The sequence below is a fragment of the Streptomyces sp. NPDC046866 genome (assembly GCF_040704625.1).
Taxonomy (GTDB): Bacteria; Actinomycetota; Actinomycetes; order Streptomycetales; family Streptomycetaceae; genus Streptomyces.
On the sequence record NZ_JBEYXN010000003.1, the window covers coordinates 107839 to 131559 of the forward strand.

General features: G+C 75.4%; 23 protein-coding genes. 9 read left to right on the forward strand and 14 right to left on the reverse strand.

The window, feature by feature from the left end; genetic code table 11:
* Positions 1 to 6: 6 nt before the first annotated feature.
* Positions 7 to 543 carry a chloramphenicol phosphotransferase CPT gene (gene cpt / locus AB0953_RS06455; protein WP_366858286.1) on the reverse strand — a complete coding sequence of 179 codons (537 nt, stop codon included), beginning with the start codon at positions 541 to 543 and terminating at the stop codon, positions 7 to 9.
* A gap of 98 nt (positions 544 to 641) precedes the next feature.
* Here cpt and AB0953_RS06460 point away from each other — a divergent pair, with 98 nt between their 5' ends.
* Entirely contained in the window at positions 642 to 2036 is a 1395-nt protein-coding gene (locus AB0953_RS06460) for a PQQ-binding-like beta-propeller repeat protein (protein WP_366858287.1), read from the forward strand.
* A gap of 665 nt (positions 2037 to 2701) precedes the next feature.
* Here AB0953_RS06460 and AB0953_RS06465 read toward each other — a convergent pair.
* From AB0953_RS06465 to AB0953_RS06480, 4 genes are all read right to left on the reverse strand, one after another.
* Positions 2702 to 3076, reverse strand: a complete 375-nt coding sequence (locus AB0953_RS06465; RefSeq protein WP_366858288.1) for a hypothetical protein — start codon at positions 3074 to 3076, stop codon at positions 2702 to 2704.
* A gap of 28 nt (positions 3077 to 3104) precedes the next feature.
* Positions 3105 to 4619 (reverse strand): PTS transporter subunit EIIC, encoded by a 1515-nt coding sequence (locus AB0953_RS06470; protein ID WP_366858289.1) that lies wholly within the window; start codon positions 4617 to 4619, stop codon positions 3105 to 3107.
* Between the two features lie 97 nt (positions 4620 to 4716).
* A complete protein-coding gene (gene murQ, locus AB0953_RS06475) occupies positions 4717 to 5679 on the reverse strand; it encodes an N-acetylmuramic acid 6-phosphate etherase (RefSeq protein WP_366858290.1) in 963 nt (320 codons plus the stop codon).
* Positions 5676 to 6599, reverse strand: coding sequence for a MurR/RpiR family transcriptional regulator (locus AB0953_RS06480; RefSeq protein WP_366858291.1), 924 nt, complete (start codon positions 6597 to 6599; stop codon positions 5676 to 5678). The genes murQ and AB0953_RS06480 overlap by 4 nt, the downstream gene beginning before the upstream one ends.
* A gap of 98 nt (positions 6600 to 6697) precedes the next feature.
* Here AB0953_RS06480 and AB0953_RS06485 point away from each other — a divergent pair, with 98 nt between their 5' ends.
* Together AB0953_RS06485 and AB0953_RS06490 are read left to right on the forward strand one after the other, a co-directional pair.
* Entirely contained in the window at positions 6698 to 7075 is a 378-nt protein-coding gene (locus AB0953_RS06485) for a hypothetical protein (protein ID WP_366858292.1), read from the forward strand.
* Between the two features lie 7 nt (positions 7076 to 7082).
* Positions 7083 to 7349 (forward strand): DUF4031 domain-containing protein, encoded by a 267-nt coding sequence (locus AB0953_RS06490; protein WP_366858293.1) that lies wholly within the window; start codon positions 7083 to 7085, stop codon positions 7347 to 7349.
* A gap of 61 nt (positions 7350 to 7410) precedes the next feature.
* Here the strand turns inward: AB0953_RS06490 and AB0953_RS06495 are convergent, their stop codons facing one another.
* Positions 7411 to 8676: a Cmx/CmrA family chloramphenicol efflux MFS transporter gene (locus AB0953_RS06495; RefSeq protein WP_366858601.1), complete on the reverse strand. Its 1266-nt coding sequence runs from the start codon at positions 8674 to 8676 to the stop codon at positions 7411 to 7413.
* Between the two features lie 80 nt (positions 8677 to 8756).
* A complete protein-coding gene (locus AB0953_RS06500) occupies positions 8757 to 9431 on the reverse strand; it encodes a hypothetical protein (protein WP_366858294.1) in 675 nt (224 codons plus the stop codon).
* A gap of 141 nt (positions 9432 to 9572) precedes the next feature.
* Here AB0953_RS06500 and AB0953_RS06505 point away from each other — a divergent pair, with 141 nt between their 5' ends.
* Positions 9573 to 10268: a copper homeostasis protein CutC gene (locus AB0953_RS06505; RefSeq protein WP_366858295.1), complete on the forward strand. Its 696-nt coding sequence runs from the start codon at positions 9573 to 9575 to the stop codon at positions 10266 to 10268.
* A gap of 284 nt (positions 10269 to 10552) precedes the next feature.
* On the opposite strand, the gene AB0953_RS06510 is transcribed toward AB0953_RS06505, so the two are convergent.
* On the reverse strand, positions 10553 to 12529 hold the full coding sequence (locus tag AB0953_RS06510; protein ID WP_366858602.1) for an AAA family ATPase: 1977 nt from the start codon (positions 12527 to 12529) through the stop codon (positions 10553 to 10555).
* A 523-nt stretch (positions 12530 to 13052) separates the two neighbouring features.
* Here AB0953_RS06510 and AB0953_RS06515 point away from each other — a divergent pair.
* Both AB0953_RS06515 and AB0953_RS06520 read left to right on the forward strand, forming a co-directional pair.
* Entirely contained in the window at positions 13053 to 13238 is a 186-nt protein-coding gene (locus AB0953_RS06515; RefSeq protein ID WP_366858296.1) for a hypothetical protein, read from the forward strand.
* A 95-nt stretch (positions 13239 to 13333) separates the two neighbouring features.
* A complete protein-coding gene (locus AB0953_RS06520; RefSeq protein WP_366858297.1) occupies positions 13334 to 14194 on the forward strand; it encodes a glycosyltransferase 87 family protein in 861 nt (286 codons plus the stop codon).
* On the opposite strand, the gene AB0953_RS06525 is transcribed toward AB0953_RS06520, so the two are convergent.
* The 3 genes from AB0953_RS06525 to AB0953_RS06535 form a co-directional block, all read right to left on the reverse strand.
* Positions 14119 to 15795 carry a DNA repair helicase XPB gene (locus AB0953_RS06525; RefSeq protein WP_366858298.1) on the reverse strand — a complete coding sequence of 559 codons (1677 nt, stop codon included), beginning with the start codon at positions 15793 to 15795 and terminating at the stop codon, positions 14119 to 14121. The genes AB0953_RS06520 and AB0953_RS06525 overlap by 76 nt on opposite strands.
* Before the next feature lie 81 nt (positions 15796 to 15876).
* Positions 15877 to 16344: an NUDIX domain-containing protein gene (locus AB0953_RS06530; RefSeq protein ID WP_366858299.1), complete on the reverse strand. Its 468-nt coding sequence runs from the start codon at positions 16342 to 16344 to the stop codon at positions 15877 to 15879.
* The gene (locus AB0953_RS06535) at positions 16331 to 17026 is read right to left on the reverse strand and encodes an XRE family transcriptional regulator (RefSeq protein WP_366858300.1); all 696 of its coding nucleotides are present in this window, start codon (positions 17024 to 17026) and stop codon (positions 16331 to 16333) included. Before AB0953_RS06535 ends, AB0953_RS06530 begins: the two co-directional genes overlap by 14 nt.
* A gap of 224 nt (positions 17027 to 17250) precedes the next feature.
* Here AB0953_RS06535 and AB0953_RS06540 point away from each other — a divergent pair, with 224 nt between their 5' ends.
* Positions 17251 to 17439 carry a hypothetical protein gene (locus AB0953_RS06540; RefSeq protein WP_366858301.1) on the forward strand — a complete coding sequence of 63 codons (189 nt, stop codon included), beginning with the start codon at positions 17251 to 17253 and terminating at the stop codon, positions 17437 to 17439.
* Complete coding sequence (locus AB0953_RS06545; RefSeq protein ID WP_366858302.1) at positions 17436 to 17666, forward strand: hypothetical protein; 231 nt, start codon at positions 17436 to 17438, stop codon at positions 17664 to 17666. The genes AB0953_RS06540 and AB0953_RS06545 overlap by 4 nt, the downstream gene beginning before the upstream one ends.
* 87 nt (positions 17667 to 17753) lie before the next feature.
* Here the strand turns inward: AB0953_RS06545 and AB0953_RS06550 are convergent, their stop codons facing one another.
* The 3 genes from AB0953_RS06550 to AB0953_RS06560 form a co-directional block, all read right to left on the reverse strand.
* Complete coding sequence (locus AB0953_RS06550; protein WP_366858303.1) at positions 17754 to 19019, reverse strand: hypothetical protein; 1266 nt, start codon at positions 19017 to 19019, stop codon at positions 17754 to 17756.
* 359 nt (positions 19020 to 19378) lie between these two features.
* Entirely contained in the window at positions 19379 to 19981 is a 603-nt protein-coding gene (locus AB0953_RS06555; protein ID WP_366858304.1) for a DUF4291 domain-containing protein, read from the reverse strand.
* 72 nt (positions 19982 to 20053) lie between these two features.
* Entirely contained in the window at positions 20054 to 22621 is a 2568-nt protein-coding gene (locus AB0953_RS06560; protein ID WP_366858305.1) for a helicase-associated domain-containing protein, read from the reverse strand.
* A gap of 96 nt (positions 22622 to 22717) precedes the next feature.
* Between AB0953_RS06560 and AB0953_RS06565 the strand changes: the two genes are divergently transcribed.
* Positions 22718 to 23692, forward strand: a complete 975-nt coding sequence (locus tag AB0953_RS06565; RefSeq protein ID WP_366858306.1) for a hypothetical protein — start codon at positions 22718 to 22720, stop codon at positions 23690 to 23692.
* Positions 23693 to 23721: the final 29 nt, after the last annotated feature.

Genomic DNA, 23721 nt, shown 5'->3' on the forward strand with positions numbered 1-23721 from the left:
TGCCGGTCAGCGGCGGACGCGGGCGGCGATGGCGCGGGCGCAGGCCAGGGCCTCGGCGCGGGTGGTGTCGACCTCCAGGTCGTACGCCACGCCCTGGTGCACCAGGTCCGCCTGGGACGCGGCCATCCCCGCGATCCGGTCCCCGCGGGCGAGCTCCCGCCCGGCCGCGACCCCGCTCTCGCAGCGGACGCCGACCCACAGGACGTCCAGGTCGCCGAGGACCTCCAGCCACCGCTGCTGGGATGCCGCGCCGCCGAGGAAGACCTCGTCGACCACGATCCGGGCCCCCGCCCGGGCCATCGCGACGACCCCGCGGATCCAGGCGGCCTCCAGCTCCCGGAACTCCGGCCCGACGCTCACCACGCCGTCCTCGGCGAAGTCGATCCCGCCGTCCGAGGTCTGCATCGCCGCCGGCATGGCGTCGACGAGGGTGTCGGTGCCGAGGACGAGCCACGGGTCGGGCAGGACCGCCTGCAGGCACCGGGCGATCCCCGACTTCCCTGCGCTCGATCCGCCGTTGAGGATGATCATCCGAGTGGTCATCGGCCCACCGTAGAACCCCCCCTGGCGGGTCCCGCAAGGCCTTTTCGCCCCCGGGGCGGCGCTAGGCTGCGGGGCCGACGGGGGAGGGGATCCGGATCATGGGAAGACACCTGCAGGTGGCCGCTGCCTGCGCGGTGAGCGCCGTTGCCGTGCTGTACGCCGTGCTGAGCGTGAAGCTGGCCGCCGTGGACGTGTCCGCCGAGGCTGCGTGCAGCGCCGGCGGCTGCCCGCGCGGGCTGGGGTGGCTGGTGCTGTGGACGCTCGCCGCCGGGTTCGCGGCCGGCCTGCTGTGGCGGGCGGCCCTGAAGGGGCGGTCCCCCTACCGGTCCGCCGGCGGCCGGGCCGCGGCCGCCGTCATCGGCTTCGCCGCCCTGGTGCCCGGCTGGCTCGGCTTCTCCTGGCTGCGCGGCCCGCACATGGACCTCTTCGGCTACCAGGCCCCGGAAGGCCCGGCCGCGGGCAGGCCGCTGGGCTCCTGGGAAGACCGGGACACCGGGGCCGTGATCCGGGTCCGCACCGACGGCGTGACCGCGTACGACGGGGCAGGCCGCCATGGCTGGGGGCTCGGCGCTCCGGCGGACGGCCGCGCGGTGTGCGCGATGAGCCCGCAGACCCCCGAGCACACCGGGATCCTCGCGTACGCGGCCCCCGCGCCCGGCGGCGGCGCATGCGGCAGCCGCCTCGTGGCGGTGGACATCACCACCGGCGAACAACGCTGGACGGCCGACGTCCCGAACCCCGCCGGGACGGCGGTGTCCGCGGGCGGCTCCCTCGCCGTGACCGCAACGGCGGACGCCGTGATCGCCCGCGACCTGCGCGGCGGCACCGAGCGCTGGCGCGCGCCGCTGCCCGGGCGCACGGACGCCGCCGAGGTCCTGGCCGGCGCGGACCGGGTCCTGGTCCTCGCCCGCTCCGCGGCGTCGGGCAGCGCACTGCTCGTGCTGGACGCCCGTACCGGCGCCCTCACCTGGCAGGCCCCGCTCCCCGCCGGCACCGATCCGCCGCGCCTGGTGTCGGCCGCCCCGGCCGCGGTCGTCGCCGCGGGACGGCTGCTGGCGTTCGACGACAGGGGCCGCCCGCGCGGCGCCGGGGCCGCGGAGGCGCCGTACCTCCCGGCCGGGGAGGGGCGGCGGTGGCTGGTCCTCGGCGACGTGCTCGTCGCGCCGGCCCCCGAGCAGGAGAAGCGGGAGGTGCTGGCCGCGTACTCCCTGACGGACGGCCGCCTGCTGTGGCGGCGCCCCCTCGGCGACGACCGCTCGGTCCGCGCCCTCGGCATCGGCCGGACCGGGCGGATCGCCGTGGTCTCGCGGGGCGCGTACGCCCACCTGTGGCACCTCGACCCGGCCACCGGCAGGCCCGCCGGGGAGTCCACCGTCCTGAGGGGGCTTCCGATGGGCGAGTCGATCGCCCTGTACGGCCGTACGTTCGTCAACCTGGACCCCGGCGGCACCCTCCCCCCGATCTTCGACGTGGACCCGGTCCTCGGCTGGTGACCCCGCCCCCGCGCTCCCTCGGGACCGATTCGTTGGCCGGATGTCGTCCGTTCACGGGCGTTCACAGGTCGCGCCGAGACTGGCTGGAAATAGGCTGTTGTGGCGGCCACGGCAGCCACGGCGGCCACGGCCGACCGGGGTTTCGGGGCGGCGACCGGTGGCGGTGTCCGTCGTGCCGGCCGTCCGCGTGGCGGAGGGCGCCCCGCAGGGTGCGGGCGCCGCTGCGCGGAGCCGTTCCCCTCCCCCGCCCCTTCCCGAAACCGGGTCCTGCTGCCCCGGCCCCCGCTCGCCTCAAACGCCAGCGGGGCTGAAAGACCCGGGCGCTTCGCGCCCGGTGCGCTCAAACGCCGCGCGGGCTGGATTTGCTGCCGCGCGGCCACTCCAGCCCCGCCGGCGTTTGAGGCGCGGGGTCCGGGGCGGAGTCCCGGTTTCGGGAAGGGGCGGGGAGGGGAACCGCTCCGCGCAGCGGTGAGCGGGGGCGCCGCAGGACGGCGGGACTTCGTACGGAGGCAGGGGCGCAGCTCCCCGACCTGCGCTCTCGGTCAGGCGGGACCACCGGGTCGGGCGGGATCACCGGGGTGGGCGGGACCACGGGGTCAGGCGGGATCAGCGGGGCGGCACGGCGCGGGCGAGGGGGAGGGGCGGGGCGTTCGGTCGGCCGATCGTCAGGCGGCATCGCGGAAGTGCGCGAGCAGCGCCTCCGCCTCGGCGGTGTTGCCGGAGAGGGTGTCGAAGGCCAGCTCCTCGGGGACGGCGGGGCCCCAGAGCCAACCGTGGTGGCAGCTGAAACAGAAGATCAGCTCGAACAGGAGCTCGCCGGCCGCGCCGTACGCACGCATCCCCCACCCCGGCGAGAAGCACAGCCGCGCCTCGCCGGGCGCCATGGAGGAGATCAGCCGGAGGGAGTCCGCGGCCTCGCGGCCGGTCCAGCGGCTGACGACGGGTCCGGTGACGGGCTCGCCGTAGCGCTCGGGGCGAGCGGAGAGGCGGACGACCTCGACGGTGGCGGTGGCGGCGACGGCTTCGGCGGGGAGCTGCATGCGGGCAGTCTCCCTGCCGGATCCACATTTACGCCATAGCGGCCTCGCTGGCCTGTTGTTCCGTGGCCGGAATTGACCCCGGGCCGGCGTTCAGATCCGTCAACATCCGCCGCGTGAGACCGAAGAAGTACGTGGCCGCGAAGCCGACCAGGTAGCCCACCCCGAGTCCGCCGGCGTACACGGCGACGGTCAGCCCCATCCCCGAGCTGCCGTCCAGCAGCGGGAACAGGGCCCAGCCCGAGGGCCCGATGGCCGTGGAGCCGAAGGCGATGCCGAGCTGGTGGCACAGGCCCACGAACGCACCGCCCGCCGCGCCGCCGACGCAGGCGGTGACGAAGGGCCGGCCGAGCGGCAGCGACACCCCGTAGATCAGCGGTTCCCCGACGCCGAGGAGCCCGGCCGGGAGCGCCGACTTGACGGTCGTACGGATCGACCGGTTCCGCGGCAGCCGGCAGTAGACGGCGAGGGCGGCGCCGACCTGCCCGGCGCCCGCCATGGCGAGGATGGGCAGCAGGACGGTGTGGCCGGTCTGCTCGATGAGGGTGGTGTGGATGGGGATCAGGGCCTGGTGCAGGCCCAGCATGACCAGCGGCAGGAACAGCCCGCCCAGCACCAGCCCGGCGAACGCGCCGCCGTACTGCAGCAGCCACGTCGCGAAGCTCCCGATGGCGGAGGCGACCGCGCCGGCGACGAACATCAGCCCGAACAGCGTGGCGAGGCCCGCGACGAGGACGGTCAGGGTCGGGGTGACCAGGCTGTCCAGCGCCTCCGGGACCCAGGTGCGGCACCACTTCTCCACCTGCACGGCGAGGAGGGCGGCGGCCAGCGCGCCCAGCACGCCGCCCTGGCCCGGGGCGAGGTGGTGGCCGAACGCGTCGATCTTCGCGACGCCCGGGAAGACGATGATCGCGGCGACCGCGCCGCCGAGCACGGGCGTGCCGCCGAACTCCTTGGCCGTGTTGAGCCCGACGAAGACGGCGATGAGGGACATGAAGCCGGACGCGATCGCGGCGAGCGCGGGCACCACGGCCGGCAGCCGGCCGGTGTTGACGAGCAGGCCGTTCAGGCCCGCGATGATGCCGCAGCCGATCAGCGCCGGGATGAGGGGGACGAAGATGTTCGCGACGCGGCGCAGCGCCAGCTTGACCGGGGTCGCGTTGCGCGCTGCCTGCGCCGCCTTCAACGCGGCGCCCCGCTGGGCGAGTTGCCGCGCCGTCACCGGTTCGGCAGCGGGCGGGGGCGCGGTCGCGGTCGCTGGTGGCGCGGCGGGCGGCGTCCCCCGTCGGCCTTCCGCGACGAGCGCCTCGAACTCCGGGGTCACGCGCGCGACGGCCCCCGGCCCCAGCACGATCTGGTACGTGTCGTCCTCGACGACGCCCAGTACGGCGGGCAGCGCCCGCAGGGCCTCGTCGTCCACGAGCGAGCGGTCGTGCAGGCCGATGCGCAGCCGGGTCATGCAGTGCGCGATCGAGCCGATGTTGTCCGGGCCGCCGACGAGGGGGAGGATCGCGGCGGCCGTGGCGCGGTGCTGGTCAGTCGACATGGGGGGATCGCCTTGCGTCGGGGACGGGAGCGGGGGGCGGTACGGGGCGGGAGCTGAGCTGAGGGGTGCGGTACGGGGTGGGAGGCGGGCGGCGCCGTCAGGGTGCGGCCGCGCCCGCCCGGGCGAGGGCGGCGCGCAGGTGGCCGCCGGAGGCGGTGAGCAGCCGGGCGGCGGCCGGGCCGTCGACCCCGCCGAGGAGGACGAGGATCGCGGCCTTGACCTCGCCGCCGGTGGCGGTGAGCGCGGCCTCGATCTCCTCCTCGGGTGCGCCGGTGGCCAGGGCGACGATGCGGCGGGAGCGGGCGCGCAGCTTCTCGTTGGAGGCGCGCAGGTCGACCATGAGGTTCCCGTACGTCTTCCCGAGCCGGATCATCGTGATGGTCGAGACGAGGTTGAGGACGAGCTTCTGCGCGGTGCCGGCCTTCAGGCGGGTCGAGCCGGTCAGCAGCTCCGGCCCGACGACGACCTCGATGCCGTGCTCGGCGGCGGCGGCGAGCGCGGAGCCGGCGTTGCAGGAGAGGCCGACGGTCAGCGCGCCGCGGCGGCGGGCGTGGGTGACGGCGCCGACGGCGTACGGGGTGCGGCCGGAGGCGGAGATGCCGATGACGCAGTCGTCGGCGTTCAGTCCCAGCGCGGCGAGGTCCTCGGCGGCCAGGTCGGCGGAGTCCTCGGCGCCCTCGACGGCCTGCACCATGGCGGACGGTCCGCCCGCGATCAGCCCGACGACCTGGCCGGGGGCGGTGTTGAAGGTGGGCGGGCATTCGCTGGCGTCGAGGACGCCCATGCGGCCGGCGGTGCCGGCGCCCGCGTACACGAGGCGGCCGCCGCGGGCCATGCGGGCGGCGATGGCGTCGATGGCGGCGGCGATCCGCGGGAGCTCGGCGGCGACGGCGGCCGGGACGGCGGCGTCCTCGGCGTTCATGACCCGGGCGAGCTCCAGGGTGTCGAGCCGGTCGATCCCGGCCAGCTCGGGCCGGAAGGCCTCGGTGGTCAGCGTGTCGAGCTGGGCGCGCAGCGCGGGGTCCGGAACGGCGTCCGGGGCGGTCTTCGGGAGGGTCACGGTCGGGGCTCCTGGCGGGGGTTTCGGCGGCGGGGGGCGAGGGCCTCGTACGAGGCGGCGAGCGCGGGGGCGGCCCGGTCGTACGTCTGCTGGGCGACCCCGACGAAGAGGCAGTCCACGACGAGGAGCTGGCTGGTCCGGCTGGACATCGCGGCGGGCCGCAGCCGGGTCTCGCGCGCGGCCGACGTGGCCAGCACGAGGTCGGCGTACCGGGTGACGGGTCCGCCGGGCCGGCCGGTGACGGCGACGGTGGTGGCGCCGCGCCCGAAGGCGGCGCGCAGGGAGTCGACCACGTCGCCCGTGGCCCCGGAGTGGCTGATCGCGACGGCCGCATCACCGGGACGCAGCTGCACGGCGCCCGTGACGGCCACGTGCGGGTCGCTGTGCGCGTGCGCGATGAGGCCGATGCGCAGCAGCTTCTGGGCCAGGTCCTGGGCGACGAGGGCGGAGGCGCCGACGCCGTAGACGTCGATGCGGCCGGCGGTCGCCAGCGCGGTGACGGCGGCGGCCAGCGCGGACACGTCGAGTCCGGCGGCGGTGTCCGCGAGGGTCTGGGCCTCCTCCCGGGCCAGCTTGGCGACGACGTCGGACAGCGGGTCGTCGACGGCTATGTCCGCGCCGAGGGCCGGGGCGGCGACCGGCTCCTCGGACTCCTGGCGGGCGGCCAGCGCGGCCAGGGCCAGGCGCAGGTCCCGGTAGCCGGGGTAGCCGAGCAGGCGGGCGGTGCGCACGACGGTGGCCTCGCTGGTGCCGGTGTGTGCGGCGAGCGCGGAGACGGTGAGCCGGGCGCAGCCCGCCGGATCGGCGGCGACGGCCTCGGCGACGGCGTGCACGGAGCGGGTCATGGAGGGCGCGAGGCGGCGGACGCGGGTCCCGAGCGGTACCGCCGGACTGAAAGTTTCCTCCGCCTCGTCGCTCATGCCTGAAATCTATTTTCGAGCCGGAATGGGGTCAATACGGCATAAGAGGGCCTTCGCAGGCCTTCGCCACCCGCCCGGCAGGGGGTGACAATGGGCCCATGGACCACGCAACCCCGCTGGAACAGGCGTTGCACGCCGCCCGTGCCCTCGTCCTCGCCGATCTCGTCGCGGGCGAGGTCGCCGAGGCCGATGTCGTCTCCCTCGTCGAGGACTCGGTCACGCACCGCCGGTGGTGGGTGGAGCAGTGGCCGGAGGGGGTCGACTACCTCCCCGGGCTCGTCGCCCAGGACGTGCAGGACGCGCTGCTGGAGAAGTACGGGCGCTGGCCGCTGTGCCCGGTCTGCTCCCACGGCGACCCGCACGCGCTGGACGTGGAGCCGGAATTGGGTCCCGACCCGCACTGGGTGTGCGCCAAGGCGGGGGTCAAGGTCGCCGCGGTGGGCGGCCTCGGACCCGTCCTCGGACCCGGCCGGTGAGCCGCCCGTGACGCTCTACATCGACCCGCCGACCTGGCCGGGCCACGGCCGCATGTGGTCGCACCTGGTCAGCGACGTCTCGTACGAGGAGCTGCACGCCTTCGCGGAGTCCATAGGCTGCCCCCGCAAGGCGTTCGAGCGGGACCACTACGACGTCCCCGAGCACCGCTACGCGGCCGCGGTGGCGGCGGGCGCCCGGGAGGTCGGCAGCAAGGAACTGGTCCACCGCCTGACGGCCGCAGGCCTCCGCCGCCCCAAACACCGCCCGGCGTAGGCGGCACGGGGGTCCCGGCAGGGCGGCCGGGGCCCGGGTGGGACCGGGCGCTCGCAGGGGTTCACGTACTCCTGACGGCCGCCGACGGAGCCGGAGCGGAGGCCGAGGCGGCGGAGGCGGCAGAGGAGCCGGAGGAGGCCGAGGAGCCCGAGGAGGCGATCACCCGGCTCGACGGGGGCGGCGTGCGGCGGTCCGCGCGGAGGGCGAGGAGGCCGAGGGCGATCGCGGTGAGCGTCATGGCGGCGCCCGCCCAGGCGGTGGCCTCGAAGCCGAGGCCGGCGTCGATGACGGTGCCGCCGAGCCAGGGCCCGCCCGTGTTGCCGAGGTTGAAGGCGGCCGTGGTGGTGGCCCCGGCCAGGGTGGGGGCGGCGCCGGCGACGTTGAACATGCGGGCGTTCAGCGCGGGCGCGGTGAAGAACGCCGAGAAGCCGAGCAGGAACGACAGGCCGACGGCCGCCACGGCCGCGGAAGCCAGCAGGGCCAGCGCCACGAGGAAGGCGGACGAGGCGGTGATGCCCCACAGCATCACCCCGAACAGGTGCGCGTCGGCGATCCGGCCGCCGGCGGTGGTGCCCGCCAGCGCGCCGGCCCCGAACAGCGCGAGCACCCACGGCACCCACCCGGCATCGAGTCCGGCCACCTCGGTGAGCAGCGGCGAGAGGTAGCTGAAGGCGCAGAAGACGCCGCCGGCGGCCAGGGCCGTGATGCCGACGGCGAGCCACACCTGCCGGTCGCGGTAGATGCGCAGCTCCCGCCGGAGGGTGGGGCGCTCGGCGGGCAGCGGGATCCGCGGGACCAGCGCCAGGATCCCGGCGAGGGCGATCGCGGAGGCCGCGCCGACCGACCAGAACGCGGCGCGCCAGCCCAGCCGTTCGCCGAGGAAGGCGCCGGCGGGGACGCCGAGGACGTTGGCGATGGACAGCCCGCCGATCATGACGGCCATGGCGCGGGCGCGCTGGTCCCGGTCGACCATGGCGATGGCGACGGCCGCGCCGACGGCCCAGAAGCCGGCGCAGGCGAGGGCGGAGACCACGCGGGAGGCGAAGAGGAACGCGTACGTGGGGGCCAGCGCGCCCGCGACCTGCCCGAGACCGAAGAGGCTGATGAGGCTGACGAGGGTGGTGCGGCGCGGCAGCCGGAGCGTGGCCACGGCCAGCAGCGGTGCGCCGACGACCATGCCGACGGCGAACGCGGAGATGAGCAGCCCCGCCCGCGGGATGCTCACGTCCATGTCCCCGGCGATGGACGGCAGCAGGCCGGACAGCATGAACTCGCTGGTGCCGAGGGAGAACACGGCGAGGCCGAGGACGTACACGGCGACGGGCATGCGGGGGCGGGGGCGCGGGCGGGGTGCTTCGGGCATGTGCGGCACGAACGCCCCGGAAGCGGATCTTTATTCCCCGGAGGTCAAGCCCCGACCTCCTGATCCGTCAGCTCGGCGAGCTCGGCGGCGAGGTTCCGGCGGGCCGGGGCCTCCCAGTGCGCGGCGCCGTACGGGGTGCGGAAGAGGCGGGGCAGGCCCAGCAGTTGGCGCAGTACCGCGGCCCGGCCGGTGCGGAAGGCGTCGTCCGGGACGAAGCCGTACTCGGCGCGCACGGCGGTGGCGTACGCGGCGTACGCGTCGGGTTCGCCGGCCAGTACGGCCAGGTCGGCGTCGCACAGGACCTCGCCGTCGGTGTCGCCCGGGGCTGGGTCGTGGGTGACGGTGAGCCGGACGAGGCGGGCGACCTCGGCGACGCGCTCCTCGGGTATGCCGAGTTCGCGCAGGGCGCGCTCGGCGAGGGCTGCGCTGCGCTCCTCGTTCTCGGAGCGGTCGGGGCGGTAGACGGCGTCGTGGAACCAGGCGGCGAGCTCGACGGCGGCGCGGTCGGCGGCGTACGGGGCCAGGACGTCGATCCGGGCGAGGACGTCGGCCAGGTGCGCGGTGGTGTGGTACCGGCGCTGGGGCTCCGCCCAGGCGGCGAGCAGCCGGTCGGCGTACGGGCCGGGGTCCCGCCCGGCGGGGGCGCCGGCCGCGGCCGCGGTGGCGTGCCAGCGGGCGCGGAGGCGGGCGTGCGCTTCGGGCTCGGGGGTGTGGGCCATACCCACATTGTGGGGTGACGCGCGGGTGCGGGTGCGGGTGCGGGTGCTGGTGCGGGGGTGGGCGGCCCCGTACCCTGATATTGGACTAGACCTATTGTCGCTGCAGCTTCAGAGCTTCGGCTTTCCCGAGGAGTGGGCCCAATGAGCAACCGTGCAGTCCTGGAGGTGATCGCCCTCGACGTGGAGGACGCGGTCGCGGCCCGGGCCGGTGGGGCGGACCGGCTGGAGCTCGTCAGCGACATGGCCGCCGACGGGCTCACGCCGACGCGCGAGACCTTCGCGGCGATCCGGGCCGCGGTCGACATCCCGCTGCGCGTGATGCTCCGGGCGGCGGACGGGTTCTCCGCCGGGTCCGCGGAGGAGGTGGACCGGCTCGCCGCGCAGGCGCGGGCGCTGCGGGCCGAGGGGGCCGAGGAGTTCGTCCTCGGGTTCCTGACCCCGGACGGCCGTCCCGACCTCGCCGCGATCGAGGCGGTCGCGGGGGAGCTCGCGGGCTGCCGGTGGACGTTCCACCGGGCCGTCGACCGGGCCGCGGACCGGGACCAGCTGCGCAAGGCGCTGGCCGACCTCCCCGGCCTGGACACGTACCTGACGGCCGGGGCGGCGGGGGGCGTGGAGGAGGGGATCCCGGTCCTCGTCGCGGAGGCGGCGCGGCGCGGCGAGCCGGGCTACACGGCCGAGCTGATGGTCGGCGGCGGCCTGGCCCTGTCCCACCTGCCGGCGCTCCGGGCGGCCGGCATCACCGCCTTCCACATCGGCGGCGCCGCCCGCCCGTCGGGCTGGACCCACCCCGTCTCCGCCGCGGCAGTCGACTCCTGGCGCACGGCCCTCTCCTGACCGGGCCCCGGCCCCCCGCCTCAAACGCCGGCGGGGCTGTGGGGTGCCGGAGCCGCGGCTGCGGCAGATCCAGCCCGCGCGTTTGAGCGCACCGCCCGCGGAGCGGCCGGAACGGGGCGCCGGGCGGAGCCCGGGCACCCGGCGGGGCCGGGGCCGCAGGCCCCGGTTTCGGGAAGGGGCGGGGTGGGGAATCGGCTCCGCGCAGCGGCCGCCCAGCTCCACAGCCGGCCGCCGGGCCCGGCCGAGCCGAGCCAGCCCCGCGGCCGGGCCGGGCCGGGGGGCGGTCAGGCTGACAAGGGCGGGGGGAGGGGGGAGCGGTGGAGGGCGGTGAGGCCCGAGACGGCTCGGGTGAGGCAGACGTACAGCCGGCGCAGCCCCGTCCGCTCGTCCGGCTCCCCCGAGACGATGGCCGCCGGCTCGTCGAGCACGACGTAGTCGTACTCCAGACCCTTCGCCAGCGAAGCCGGCACCACCGTCAACCGCACCTCCGCCGTCGTCTCCTGCCCCGGCGACAGCCACGCCAGCCCGGCCCCGCGCAGCGCCGCCTCCAGCTCCGGAACCCGCGCATCGGCCGCGATCAGCCCGATCGACCCCTCCCGTTCGAGGGAGGCCCGGCAGGCCTCGACCACCGCCGCATCGAGATCGTCGACCGCCACCACCTCCAGCGATCCCGCCGCCTCCCGGACCGACGACACCGCCGCCAGCCCCGGCGCGATCTCCGGCAGCAGCCGCGAGGCGTACGCGATCACCTCGCGCGGCACGCGGAAGCCCGCCGTCAGCTCCTCCACCGCCGCCTCCGGCTTGCCCAGGTGGGACAGGGCCTGTGCCCAGTCACGGGTGGCCCACGGCGTGGTCCCCTGTGCCAGGTCGCCCAGGACCGTCACCGAGCCGGTCGTGCAGCGCCGCCCCACCGCCCGGTACTGCATCGGCGACAGGTCCTGCGCCTCGTCGAGGACGACGTGTCCGAGCGAGTGCGTCCGCTCGACCAGGTCCGCCGCCTCGTCGATCAGCACCAGGTCGGCCGCCGACCACTTCGCCGCCCGCACGCTCCGCCACGGCTTCGGCCACAGCAGCAGCTCCTGCTCCTCCGCGCTCAGCACCCCCTCCGCGTGCGCGGCCAGGAACTCCGCGTCCGACAGCAGCCGCAGCACCAGCTTCGCCGGGTCCACCGCCGGCCAGATCGCCTTGACGGCCGCCTTCACGGCCGCGTTCCGCGCCACCGCGTCCTGGACCCGGTCGTCCGGGGCCTCGCCCGCCTGCTCCATCCGTACGAGGACGGTGTGCGCGATCCGCTGCGGCAGCGCCTCCCGGGCGGCCCCGTAGCGCATGTCCCGCGCCTGCAGCTCGGCCACGATCTCCTGGAGCTCGTACGCGGGCACCCGCCACCGGCGCGAGCCGCGCACGACCATCAGCGCCTCCTGCGGCGGCGTGATGTGCGCGCGCACCGCACGCCGCAGCACCTCCGCCATCCGGGCATCGCCCTTGACCACGGCGGTGGCGGCCGGGTCGGTGCCGCGGACCTCCAGCCCGTCCCGCGAGACGAGGTCCTCGACGGTGGCCTGCTTGACCTCCAGCTCGCCCAGCGCCGGCAGCACCTGCTCGATGTAGTGCAGGAAGGAGCGGTTCGGCCCGATGACGAGCGTGCCGGTACGGGCCAGCCGCTCGCGGTGGGCGTACAGCAGGTACGCCACCCGGTGCAGGCCGACCGCCGTCTTCCCGGTGCCGGGGCCGCCCTGCACGCACACCGACCCGGACAGCCCCGAGCGGACGATCTCGTCCTGCTCGGGCTGGATCGTCGCCACGATGTCCCGCATGGGACCCACGCGGGGCCGCTCGATCTCCTGCTGGAGCAGCTTGCTGACGGTGGCCGCCTCGCCCGGGTCGGAGAGGTGCTCGTCCTCGTACGCCGTCAACTGCCCGCCGGTGTACCCGAACCGCCGGCGCAGTGCGACGTTCTGCGGGTCGGCCTTCGACGCCCGGTAGAACGGCTGGGAGACCGGCGCCCGCCAGTCGATGACCATCGGGTCGCCGTCGGCGTCGTGGACGTGCCGGCGGCCGATGTAGAACTGCTCGCCCTCCGCCCCCTCGGCGAGCTCCGCGCCGGGCGCGTGCAGGTAGTCGAGGCGGCCGAAGAACAGCGGGGTGTGCGCGAGGTCGGCGAGCGCCTTGATCCGGTCGTCGATCTGGGCCTGGAGGACGATCGCGTTGACCCAGTTCGCGGTGACGTCGCGGATGTCGAGCGCCTCGACGTCCTCGCGCATGGCGCGCAGCGCGGCCCGGGAGGCCGCCAGGTGCGCCTGCTCGCGCGCCAGCGGGTTCCCGCCGGGCAGGTCGGCGGACGCGGACGGATCCGCGGAGGCTACGGGTGCGGGAACGGGTACGGGGGCGTGCGCGGGCACGGGAATGCCTCCAGCTGCTGGTCTGCGACGGGTCGGACGCGGCAGGCGCGACGGGCGCGCCGGTGCGCGGGTGCATGGCACGGTGCCCGCCGGTTTCCGACCGGCAGGCGCTCTCCCCGGATACGGCGGCGGGAGGCGGCAAGAGCGGAGATTGTAGTCACCGCCCCGCCCCCGCGCGACCGCATTTCCCCCGCCCCCGCGGCTGCGTCTTCCGGGGGACCGCTGGCACCGCCATGCGGCAGCGACCCGGGACCCCCGAGGGATCCCCCAGCCACCTCAGGGGTAGCCCTCAGGGTCGGCATGGGCCGTCAGGCGTACCCGAAAGGCCCCGCGGTTCCGTCCCGGGACCGATGCGCCCGAAGGGGCGCAGACGCACCATGGACACATGAGCACCGCAACCTTCACCCCGGTCCACGGCGGCCGCCCGAGCGGCGCCACCGCCACCTCCGACTCCCACCCCCGCCACCTCGTCGGCAGCGCCCTGCGCGCCGCGAAGGTCTTCGCCGCGGCGATCGTGAGCGTTGCCGTCCTGGGCGAGTACGCCGAGGACGCGGGCGTCGTACGCCGCTGACGCCGCTGACCCCTCCCGGAGCCGGCACGCCGACGGCCGTTCGCCCTGGCCGGATACCGGCGGCGCCCCGTCGATGATCCACTAGGGTCACGCGCGTGACCCGCCGCCCCCGTCCCGCCTCCACCCCGTGGCCGTCACCGGCCGCCGTGCTGGTCACGGGTGCGCTGCTCACCCTGGGCGTCCTCTGCATCGCCGTACGGATCCCGCTCGCCGACGCCCTCGTCGCGTCCCTCACCGAGGGCCTCGCCCACGGCGGCGCAGCCGGCTACGCCGACGGGAGCCCGCCCTCCCCGTACCCGCCCTTCGCCGCGATCCTGTTCACCCCCGCCGTGTGGCTGCCGCCGGGCGTGCTCAGGGCCGTCTTCGTCCTCGGCAACGCAGCCCTGCTCGCCCTGCTGGTCGTGCTGTCCTGCCGGCTCGCGGGCCTGCGGGCCCGGCCCGTCCCCGTCCTGGCCGCCACCATCGCCGGGCTGTGGGCGGAACCCCTGTTCCAGAGCCTGCTGCCGGGCCAGATCAACCTGGCGCTCGCCTGCCTGGCCGTGTGGGACCTGGCCCGGCCGCGCGCCGCCCTCGGCAAGGGCTTCGCCCTGGGCACCGCCGCCGGGACCACCCTGGTCCCGGCGGTGCTCGTCCCGTACCTCCTGCTCACCGGCCGGATCCGGGCCGGGCTCACCGCGCTCGCCGCCCTCGCCGGGACCGCCCTGCTGGGCCTGCTGGTCCTGCCGCAGGCCTCCGCCGCGTACGGGGCCCGGCTGCTGGGCGCCGGCCCGGAGCGGCTCCTGCACTGGCCGCACCTGTGGGTCTGGTCGATCCCGCTCCTGGCGTACGCGACCCGCGCGGCAGCCCTCGTACGCAGGCCCCGCGCACCGGCGCCCGGCGGTCAGTCCTCTTCGGCCCCCGCCCCGGCCCCGTCCCCGCTGCCGGCGAGCAGCTCGTCGGCGTCCATGATCCGGTAGGCGTACCCCTGCTCGGCCAGGAACCGCTGGCGGTGCGCCGCGAAGTCCTGGTCGATGGTGTCGCGCGCGACGACGGAGTAGAAGCGGGCCTCGTGCCCGTCGGCCTTCGGCCGCAGCACCCGCCCCAGCCGCTGGGCCTCCTCCTGCCGCGACCCGAACGTCCCGGACACCTGGATGGCCACGGTGGCCTCGGGCAGGTCGATGGAGAAGTTCGCCACCTTCGACACCACCAGCACGTTGATCTCGCCCTCCCGGAACGCGTCGAAGAGCTTCTCGCGCTGCGCGTTGGAGGTCTCGCCCTTGATGACCGGGGCGTCGAGGTGCGCGCCGAGCTCGTCGAGCTGGTCGATGTACTGCCCGATGACGAGGGTCTGCTCGCCGCGGTGCTTCGCCACCAGCGCCTCGGTGACCTTCCGCTTGGTCGCGGTGGTCGCGCAGAACCGGTACTTCTCCTCGGTCTCGGCGGTCGCGTACGCGAGCCGCTCGCTCTCGGTGAGGTTGACCCGCACCTCGACGCAGTCGGCCGGGGCGATGTAGCCCTGCGCCTCGATCTCCTTCCACGGGGCGTCGAACCGCTTCGGCCCGATCAGCGAGAACACGTCCGACTCGCGCCCGTCCTCGCGCACCAGCGTGGCCGTCAGCCCGAGCCGCCGCCGGGCCTGCAGATCGGCGGTGAACTTGAACACCGGCGCCGGCAGCAGGTGCACCTCGTCGTAGAGGATCAGCCCCCAGTCCCGGGAGTCGAACAGCTCCAGGTGCGGATACACACCCTTCCGCTTGGTGGTGAGCACCTGGTACGTCGCGATGGTGACGGGCCGGATCTCCTTCCGGGTCCCGCTGTACTCGCCGATCTCGTCCTCGGTCAGCGAGGTCCGCCGCACGAGCTCGTGCTTCCACTGCCGCGCCGACACCGTGTTCGTCACCAGGATCAGCGTGGTCGCCTTCGCCATGGCCATCGCCCCGGCCCCGACCAGCGTCTTCCCGGCCCCGCAGGGCAGCACGACGACCCCGGAGCCGCCGTGCCAGAACCCCTCGACGGCCTGCCGCTGGTACGGCCGCAGCGCCCATCCCTCCTCCTCCAGCTCGATGGCGTGGGCCTCGCCGTCCACGTACCCGGCGAGGTCCTCGGCCGGCCAGCCGAGCTTGAGCAGGGTCTGCTTGATCTGGCCGCGCTCGGAGGGGTGCACGACCACGGTGTCGGGATCGACGCGGGCCCCGACGAGGGGGGTGATCCGCTTGGACCGCAGGATCTCCTCGAGCACCGGCCGGTCGGTGCTGGTCAGCACCAGCCCGTGCGCGGGGTGCTTGGACAGCGTCAGGCGGCCGTAGCGCGCCATGGTCTCGGCGACGTCGACGAGCAGCGCGTGCGGGACGGGATAGCGGGAGTACTCCACGAGCGCGTCGACGACCTGCTCGGCATCGTGCCCGGCAGCCCGCGCGTTCCACAGCCCGAGCGGGGTGATCCGGTAGGTGTGGATGTGCTCGGGAGCCCGCTCCAGCTCGGCGAACGGCGCAATGGCCCGCCGCGCGGCCCCGGCCAGCTCGTGGTCGACCTCGAGAAGGAGGGTTTTGTCGCTCTGGACGATGAGAGGCCCGTTCACACACGTACCTTCCTGCGCGGGGAGACCGTCCGTGGGCGGACGGCCAAACCTCCAGTCTGCCCTATCGCAGGGGTAATGGGCCTACCGTACGGCGGGGCCGTGCCCCGACCGCCAGTCGTCGATCCGCTTGCGGATGCTCGGCACCATCGGGAGGTCGTCGACCTCGGCCGGGGTGAACCAGGCGACCTCGAAGGACTCGTCCGAGGCGCGGAGGGAGCCGCCGGTGGGCCGGGCCAGCAGGCAGATGGAGAACTCCTGACGGACCTCGCCGTCGTCGTAGGCGAAGACGTGGCCCGGGTTGGTGTACGTCCCCACGATGCCGGTGATCTCGACGGTGATGCCCGTCTCTTCGAGCGTCTCCCGGACCGCGCACTGCCCGATGGACTCGCCGAGCTCCATCTTCCCGCCGGGCAGCGCCCACATCCCGTTGTCGGTACGCCGCTGGAGCAGCACCCGGCCCGCCTCGTCCACCACGACCGCAGACGCAGCCGGCACCAGGCTGTTAGCCTGCGGCGCATCCGGATCGTCCTCGTCATCACGCCTGCCCATGCGACCAGCCCTCCGCGCCCCAGACGTCCCGCCCCCGGTTCCACAGTTCCTCCGCATGCGCGGAGAACCGGTCGAACATGCCGCCCTCGCCCTGGCGGCGCAGATGCAGGAGCGGGGAGTCGTGGCCGATGCCCCGGGCCAAGTGAGGCGTGACGAGTGCGTCGTGGTCGAACCGGAAGACGCTGAGCCCCACGTGGTTCATGGCGTCGGAGGCCGCGCTGAAGCGCACTTCGAGCCCCTCCACCGGCCCGAGCCGGGCCAGGTGCTCCAGCGTGATCCCGATCCGCGTGGAGACGGTGAGGGCGGCAGCCTCGACCTCCTCACGCCGCCGGGTGACGTCCCCGTCCGGATCCCCGACGAGAAAGCGCACCCGGCACCCGCTCTCGGCCTTCCGGCGGACGAGGCCGGCGAAGTCGGGCACCTGGGTCCAGAAAAAGTAGTTGGTGTATCCGCCGAGGAACATGTCCCGAGCCGCGCCGTCCGCCAGCCGCGCCCACACGGTGGACGGACAAGCGGACCGGTAGGGATACGAGCTGACCAGCTCGCGATCGCTGCCCACCTTGACGCGCGCGGTGACTGCCTCGGGCCAGATCATCTCTTCGTCCACTCCCAACACCCGGCACGTGTCGTGCCGGTTTCGCGCGTGCGGCGTGAGTGCCCCATCGGCGATCCAGCGTTCCACGCTCTTCACGGTGACGCCCACCCGGGCCGCCAGCTGCCTGGGGGTCACCTTCGCCTCCGCCATAGCGTCCCGCAAGGCCGTGTTCAAGGGCTCCCCCTGCGACGTTTGGGCTTTATCGCAGCGTACTTCCAGACGTCTCAACCGTCCGGGCAAACAACCGGATACGTCCGCAATGGGGGGCAAGCATGGGTCGTCAGCAGACCAGCCGTAAGGGAAGGCGAGCCATGGTGGACAACGCGACGGATGCACGTCAGTGGGAGTACACCACCTTCGCGCCGAAGGGCGAGCAGTGCCCCGAGTGCCGACGCCCCATCGAGTCCCTGGAGTCCGTCCGCAGGGGGACGCTCCAGCGGCCACCGGGCCCACCCGTTGTCGTCTACCGCCACTCCGCGTGTACCACGGAGTCGGAATGACCGCCCGGGCCGTAGTCCGCTACATCCGCTACGTCATGCACAGGCACCCCGCGGCAGAGACGACGGCCACGGCGCGCTGTCTGCACCCCGACTGCCGTTGGACAGCCGCCCCGACGGGAAACGCGGACGTGTGCACGGACCTGTGCATCGAGCACACCGGCCGAACCGGACACACCACCTTCGTCCGCGAGTTCTCGGAGGTGGCCGTCGTGGAGCGGCTTCCGTGAAAAAGGGGGTGGCGGCGACCGGCTGCCCAGCGCGAAGGGGCCCGGCACCGCGCAGGTGCCGGGCCCCTTCCGAGGGTCTTACGGACGTCAGCCGCGGGTAGCGGCCTTGCGGCGGCGGGCGCCGAGCCAGACGAAGGCACCGCCGGCGGCGACGAGCAGCGCGGCCGCGGCCGAGTACAGGCCGGTGTTGGAGTCCGCACCAGTGGTCGCGAGGGAGCCGGAGGTGGTGCCCGTGCTCGTGCTCGTGCCCGTGCCGGCCGAGGTGCCGGCCGACGCGGTCGGCGACGGCGAGGCGGACGTGCTCGCGGACGGCGACGGCGACGGCGAGGCCGTGGTGACCGGGCCGAACTGGAACTTGGCGTCACCATGGACGAACGGGGTCGTGTTGCCCTCGGCCAGGCTGACGTCGGCCGTCAGGGTGACGGTGCCGGCCTTCTTCAGCTGCGCCTTCGGGCCGACCTTCGCGCGCAGGTGGACGGTGCGCTCGCCGGAAGCCTTGCCGAAGGGTGCCGGGATGTCGGCCAGGCGGAAGCTGCCCTGGCCGTCCTTGGTGGGCTTGAGGTCCTTCCACGTGCCGGACTCCAGGACCTGGAGCTGGAGGTCCGGGTCCCCGGCGCCGCTCTCGATGCCGGCGTTCAGGTAGGTGGCCAGCGCCGTGTTGAACTCGCCGTCGCCGGAGGCGCGGTAGCGCAGGTCCATTTCCCGGCACTGGAGCTCGTCGATGCCCTGGCACGGGTTGACCTTGTCGAACCAGGTCTCCAGGGCGGCGGGCTTGCCCACCGTGTCCGTCTTGAACGTGACGGAGGCCTGGCCGCCGGGCGCGAGCTCGTTCTGGAAGCTGGAGGCGTGCAGCGTGAAGTCGCCGTCGTTGGTCGGGTAGCTCTTGGCGAGGCCGACGGTGACCTTCCAGACGAGCTTGCCGCCCGCCGGGACCTCGAAGCCTTCCGTCGTGCTCTTGCCGGCCGGGGTGAACAGGCCCTGCCACTCGCCGTCCATCTGGCGGACGGAGCTGTCGGTCGCCGGGGCGTTCACCGGCTCGACCTTGAAGACCACGTCGTTCGCCTGGATCGGGTTGCCGCCGACCCAGCTGCCGTTGAGCCACGGGTGGAAGGAGTGCACCTTGTCCGTGGGGTTGTCGACCGTCAGCTCGAAGGTCTCCGTCGCGCCACCGCGGGTCAGCGGGCCGCTCGGCGCCGGGGCGCCCAGCGTGACCTTCAGTGCGTGCAGGTTCTCCGCGGCCGGCGCGGCGTACGCCGACAGCGGCATCAGGACGGTACCGGCGACGGCGGTGACGACGGCCGTGGCGGCAGCGGTGCGCAGCGGGCGGCGGGCGGCGGCGGTGCGAGCGGACATGGTGGACTCCCCCCAAGGAATCAGGACGGGCAGGCGGACCGCAGCGCGGCAGCCGGCGGGTGGGGCGGCGAAGTGGTCAGGCGGGGTCAGGCGAGTGGTCATGCGAAGAAGGGCACGTCGGGCGCGGCAGAGCGCCGGGCCGGCGGGTGGGTCGTGCGGGGTGTCGCTCTCGGGCCGGTTGTCGTTCTCCCCTCGGCCGCTGCTGCGATGTACTGATCTTCACATACGGCGCGGGGGCCCGTCATCCCCCGTGTGTCACCACTGTGCAACAGGCATCCGTACCCCCTTGCGCGCCCTCTCCCGCACTCCGCCCATGGCCTCTGAGCTGCGACAACAGGGAGGAAGGAGTCCGTTTCGGCCTACGCCCCGAGGTGCCCCAGCGCCCCCGCCGCGTACGGCGTTTCGACCGGCAGCAGGGCCCGTGCCGCGGCCTCGTCGCCGGCCCGGACCAGGGCGTGGATCTCCCGCGCCAGCGGCGTGACGTCGCGGATGGAGACCGTCCACTCGTCGGCGTACGCCCGCGAGGCCGGCCCGGACAGGCCCAGTTGGAGCGAGCGGTACGGCAGCGGGTTCAGGTGCAGGTCCCGCTCCGGGTCCCACTGGACCCGCGCGGGCGAGTCCCGCAGGGCCTGCTGCCAGGCCGCGCGGTCGGCGTGGGTGCCGGGCGCGTAGTGGGACAGGCAGGCGTGGCGCAGGGCGTGGTCGAAGCCCTCACGGGTGATCTCGACGGCCAGGACGGTCTCCTGGTCGGCCTTGGTCGCCCAGCCGCAGCGGTACATCATCCACAGGAACGACGGCTTGATCCAGGTCATCCGCTCCCGCTTCCAGGCGGCCGGGAACCGCCCGTCGCGGGCGGCGGGCAGCCCGAGGTGGGGGCCGTACGCCTGGTAGACGGTGACGGTGGCTGCGGTGTGGGACGCGCGGATCTGCCGGTTCGGGACCGCGAGTGCTGTTTCGGACATGCCGTCAGGGTGACGGGCGCACAGCCGCGTTGGCCAGCCGATTTCCTCCCCCGCTTCCTCCCCGCCGCCCCCTCACACCTGGTCCTCCGCCAGCTCCGCCACCCCCGTGATCCGGTGCAGTGCGTACGTGCGCACCTCGTCCGCGGTGTGGTCGTACCCGGTGACGAAGCCGCCCTCCACCCGCACCGGGGCGATGACCCGCTGGCTCGCCGCGCCCTCGGCGTTGACGTAGCCGATCCACACCGCCGACCCGGTCAGCGCGGCCGCCTGCACCGTGGCGAGGGTCTCGGCGGCGCTGGTGCGCGGGAGTTCGCCGGGGGCCGGGGCGGGCGCACCGGAGTCGGCCGCGCCGGCCGGCTCCTTGCGTACGGCGGTCGCCGCCACGTCCCCGGCCCGGATGGCCCGTACGGCCGCCCCGAGCAGGGTCTCGTCCGGCAGCGGCGGCCCGTCCGGCACCGGTACGGGCTTCGCGCGCGCCGGGGTGCGGTGCGCGTCGGCCCGCGCCACGAGCACGTCGCCGGTGGCGGACTCGGCGGCCGGGGCGTAGCCCATCGCCCGCAAGCCCTCCAGCAGGGCGCCGGGGTCGGCCTGCGCGGCCAGCACCGTCGGGGCGAGGCGCCGCAGGCCGAGCCCGGCGGACCGCTTGTCGGCCAGGATCTCGTTCAGCATGCCGTCGTCGTCGCAGCGCACGTACGAGGACGCGGCGCCGACCCGCAGGTGCCCGTGGCGCCGGGCCACGTCGTCGATCAGGTACGCCAGCGGCTGCGGGACCGGGGTGGCGCTGTGCTCGGCGAGGAAGGCGTGCAGGTCGGCGGCGGTGCGCCCGGCGTCCAGGGCCCGGCGTACGGAGCCGGGCGTGAAGCGGTAGACGGTCGCCCCGCCCTTGGACTCCACCTCCGCGAGGACCGCCAGCACGTCCCCGAGCGGCCGGCGCAGCGGGCCGGGGGCCACCGCGGTCAGGTCGGCCTGCAGCAGCACGTGGTCGACGGGCTCCGGCAGCAGCGGGGCCAGCAGCGACGCCGGATCGCGGTGTTCCAGCAGGGCGCGGCCGGGGGCGGAGAGCGCGCCGCGGCCGGTGACGCCGAGGAGTTCGGCCTCGGTCAGCGTCCAGCGGGCGAGGCGGGCGCGGAGCCCGCTCGTGCCGCGTGCGGGCCGCTCCCAGGCGAGCCGGTCGAGGAGGTCCTGCGGTTCGGGCGCGCCGCCTTCGGGGAGCGCGGCGAGGAGTTCGAGGACGCGCCGGCGCACGTCGGGGGCGGGGGAGCGGTCGAGGTCGGGGCCGAGGGCGGCGAGGGTGCGGCCCTTGGCGTCCTGCTCGCCGACCATGCCGGGGGTGCGGGTGGCGGGCAGCCAGGCGGTGGCGAGGGCCGCCCAGCGCTCGGCGGGCGGCAGTTCGAGCCAGTCGTCGAAGGCGGGGGTGGGGGCGTAGCGCTCGTCGACCTCGCCGTCGCCGGCCAGCAGGCCGGCGGCGTAGGCGAGTTCGATCCAGAACGCGGCGGTCGGCTCGTCGGTGCCCAGGGCGGCCGCGGTGCGCTTGAGGTCCCGTACGGCCAGGCCGCCCGCGCGCAGCACCGGCGGGCCGGCGTGCTCCCAGGACTTCACCAGCTCTTCGACGGTGGCCAGCGCGGCCAGCGCCTGCCCGGCCGCGTTGGCGTCCACAAGCTGTGGACGGTGCTCGCGGCGCGCGGTCACCTGCGGGGGGAGGGGCTCGGGGGTGCGGTGGGCGAGCCCGCCGCGCAGGTGCAGCGCCACCTCGCGGGGCAGGACCACGGTCCGCGCGGACGCCGGCAGCAGCAGGCCGCGGTCGCGCAGCCAGCGCACCGGCGGGGCCGGGTTCGGGGTCACCTCCCCGTACGGCGGGCCCCACACCAGGCGGCCCAGCACCTGGTGGGCCTCCGCCGGGGCCTCGTCCAGCAGGGCCGACATCCGCTGCGGGTCGGTGAACAGGCCGGTCAGGGCCGTCACCGCGGAGACCGCGTCGTGGGTGGCGGGCAGCCCGGCCGCCGCCACGATCTCCTGGATCCGGGTCGGCGACATGCCGGCGGTGGCCTCGGCGACGGTCGGGCCGAGGCCGGTGGGGGAAGGCCGGGAGGCGGAGGGGGCGAGGAGCTCGCGGGCGGTGCGGACCAGCCGCAGCCGGTCGTCGTCGCCCCACACCAGCGCCTGGTCGCGGAGGGTGGCCAGGGCGCGGGGGAGCTCGGCGCGGGTGCCGTTGTCGTGGTCGTCGCCGGCGGCGCCGGCCGCGCCGGGCTCGCCGGCCAGGAGCGACTCCAGCACCGGGTACGGGCACGGGTCCGGGGCCACCGCCAGGGCCTCGGCGGTCTGGAGCGCGAACCGGTCCAGGCGGTCCAGGGCGCGGACCACCGAGGCGCGGGTGCCGGCGCGGGTGGCCAGCTGCGTCACGTCGCCCGGGACCGGGCTGAGCAGGTCCGGGCGGGCGTGCAGCAGCGCGGCGAGGGCGGCGTCGTCGCGGGCGCGCAGCGCCTCCGCCAGGGAGCGCGGGGCGGCGGGTGCGCCGGCGCTCCCTTCACTGCTCCGGCTGCCGCTGCTGTCAACGCTGCTGCCGCTGCCGCTGCCGCTGCCGCTGCTGCTCGGTTCTGGCACGGTCGCCTCCTGGTCGTGGTCGCGTCGGCCGGTCCCCATCCGGCCAACGGTATCCGCTGCGCCCTCGGCGTCTCCACGGGCGCACGCGCTACCTTTCGGGAGGGCGGCCGCGGGGCGGTACGGGAGGAGCCGGGCATGGGGATCGAGAACGACCGTCTGGTGTACGCGTACCTGAGCCGGGTCGGCGACCTGGCACAGCAGCGGCAGGTGCCGTCGGGGGACCGGATGCGGCTGGTGGCGGGGCTGCGGGACGAGATCGACCGCGCGCGTGCACGGTACGAGCCGGAGACGCCCGCGGCGGTACGGCAGATCCTGGAGCGGATGGGCACGCCGGAGGAGGTCCTGGCGGGCCTGGACCCGGGCACGGCGGCGGCCGCGGGCGGCCCGGAACCGGCGGCGGAGTCGGTGGCGGAACCGGCGCCGTCCGTACCTCAGCAGCGGAGTCGGGACCCGAAGCCGGGTCCGGCGCCTGCGGGGCCCGCGGAGCCGGACTGGTGGCGCCTCACGCCGGGCCACGGCCTGTTCGGCAGCCCCGAACTCCCCGAGGTGGAGGGCTTCGTGGGCGGGGTGGAGATCCCGGAGCTGCTGGAGCGGTCGGAGCCCGGAGCGGCGGAGCAGGCGGATTCCGGGCCGGGGGCCGACACCGCCGCCCCGAAGCAGACCCTCGCCCGGTACCTCCGCGAGCGCCGGCGCGCGAAGCGGACGGCGGCGGCGGGACCGGAGCCCGCGGGGCCCGCCGGGCCCGCCCCCTCGGCCGGGGGCGCCGCCCCCCGCCCGAAGCCGCACGCCTTCCTCCTGCTGGCGGCGGCCGTCCTGCTGGTCGGTGCCGTGACCGGGTACTGGCCGCTGCTGATCGGCGGCTGGCTGCTGGCGTACGCGTCCCGGGTGCTCGGGCCGACCGAGCGGAAGGTGGTGGTGTTCGGGCTCCCGGGCGCGGTGTTCGCCGCCGCGGTGGTGTGGCTGTGGGGGCGGCTGGACGGGCGGTGGGGCGCACCGCTGACGGACGAGGGGCTGGGCGGTGTGTTCCAGGGCATGTGGCCCTGGCTGGCCCGTGCCGCCGCCATCGCCTCGGCGGCCTACCTGACCTGGCGCTCCCACCGCCGCCCCTGACCCCTCCCGGCCGGGCGGGCGGAGGGCGG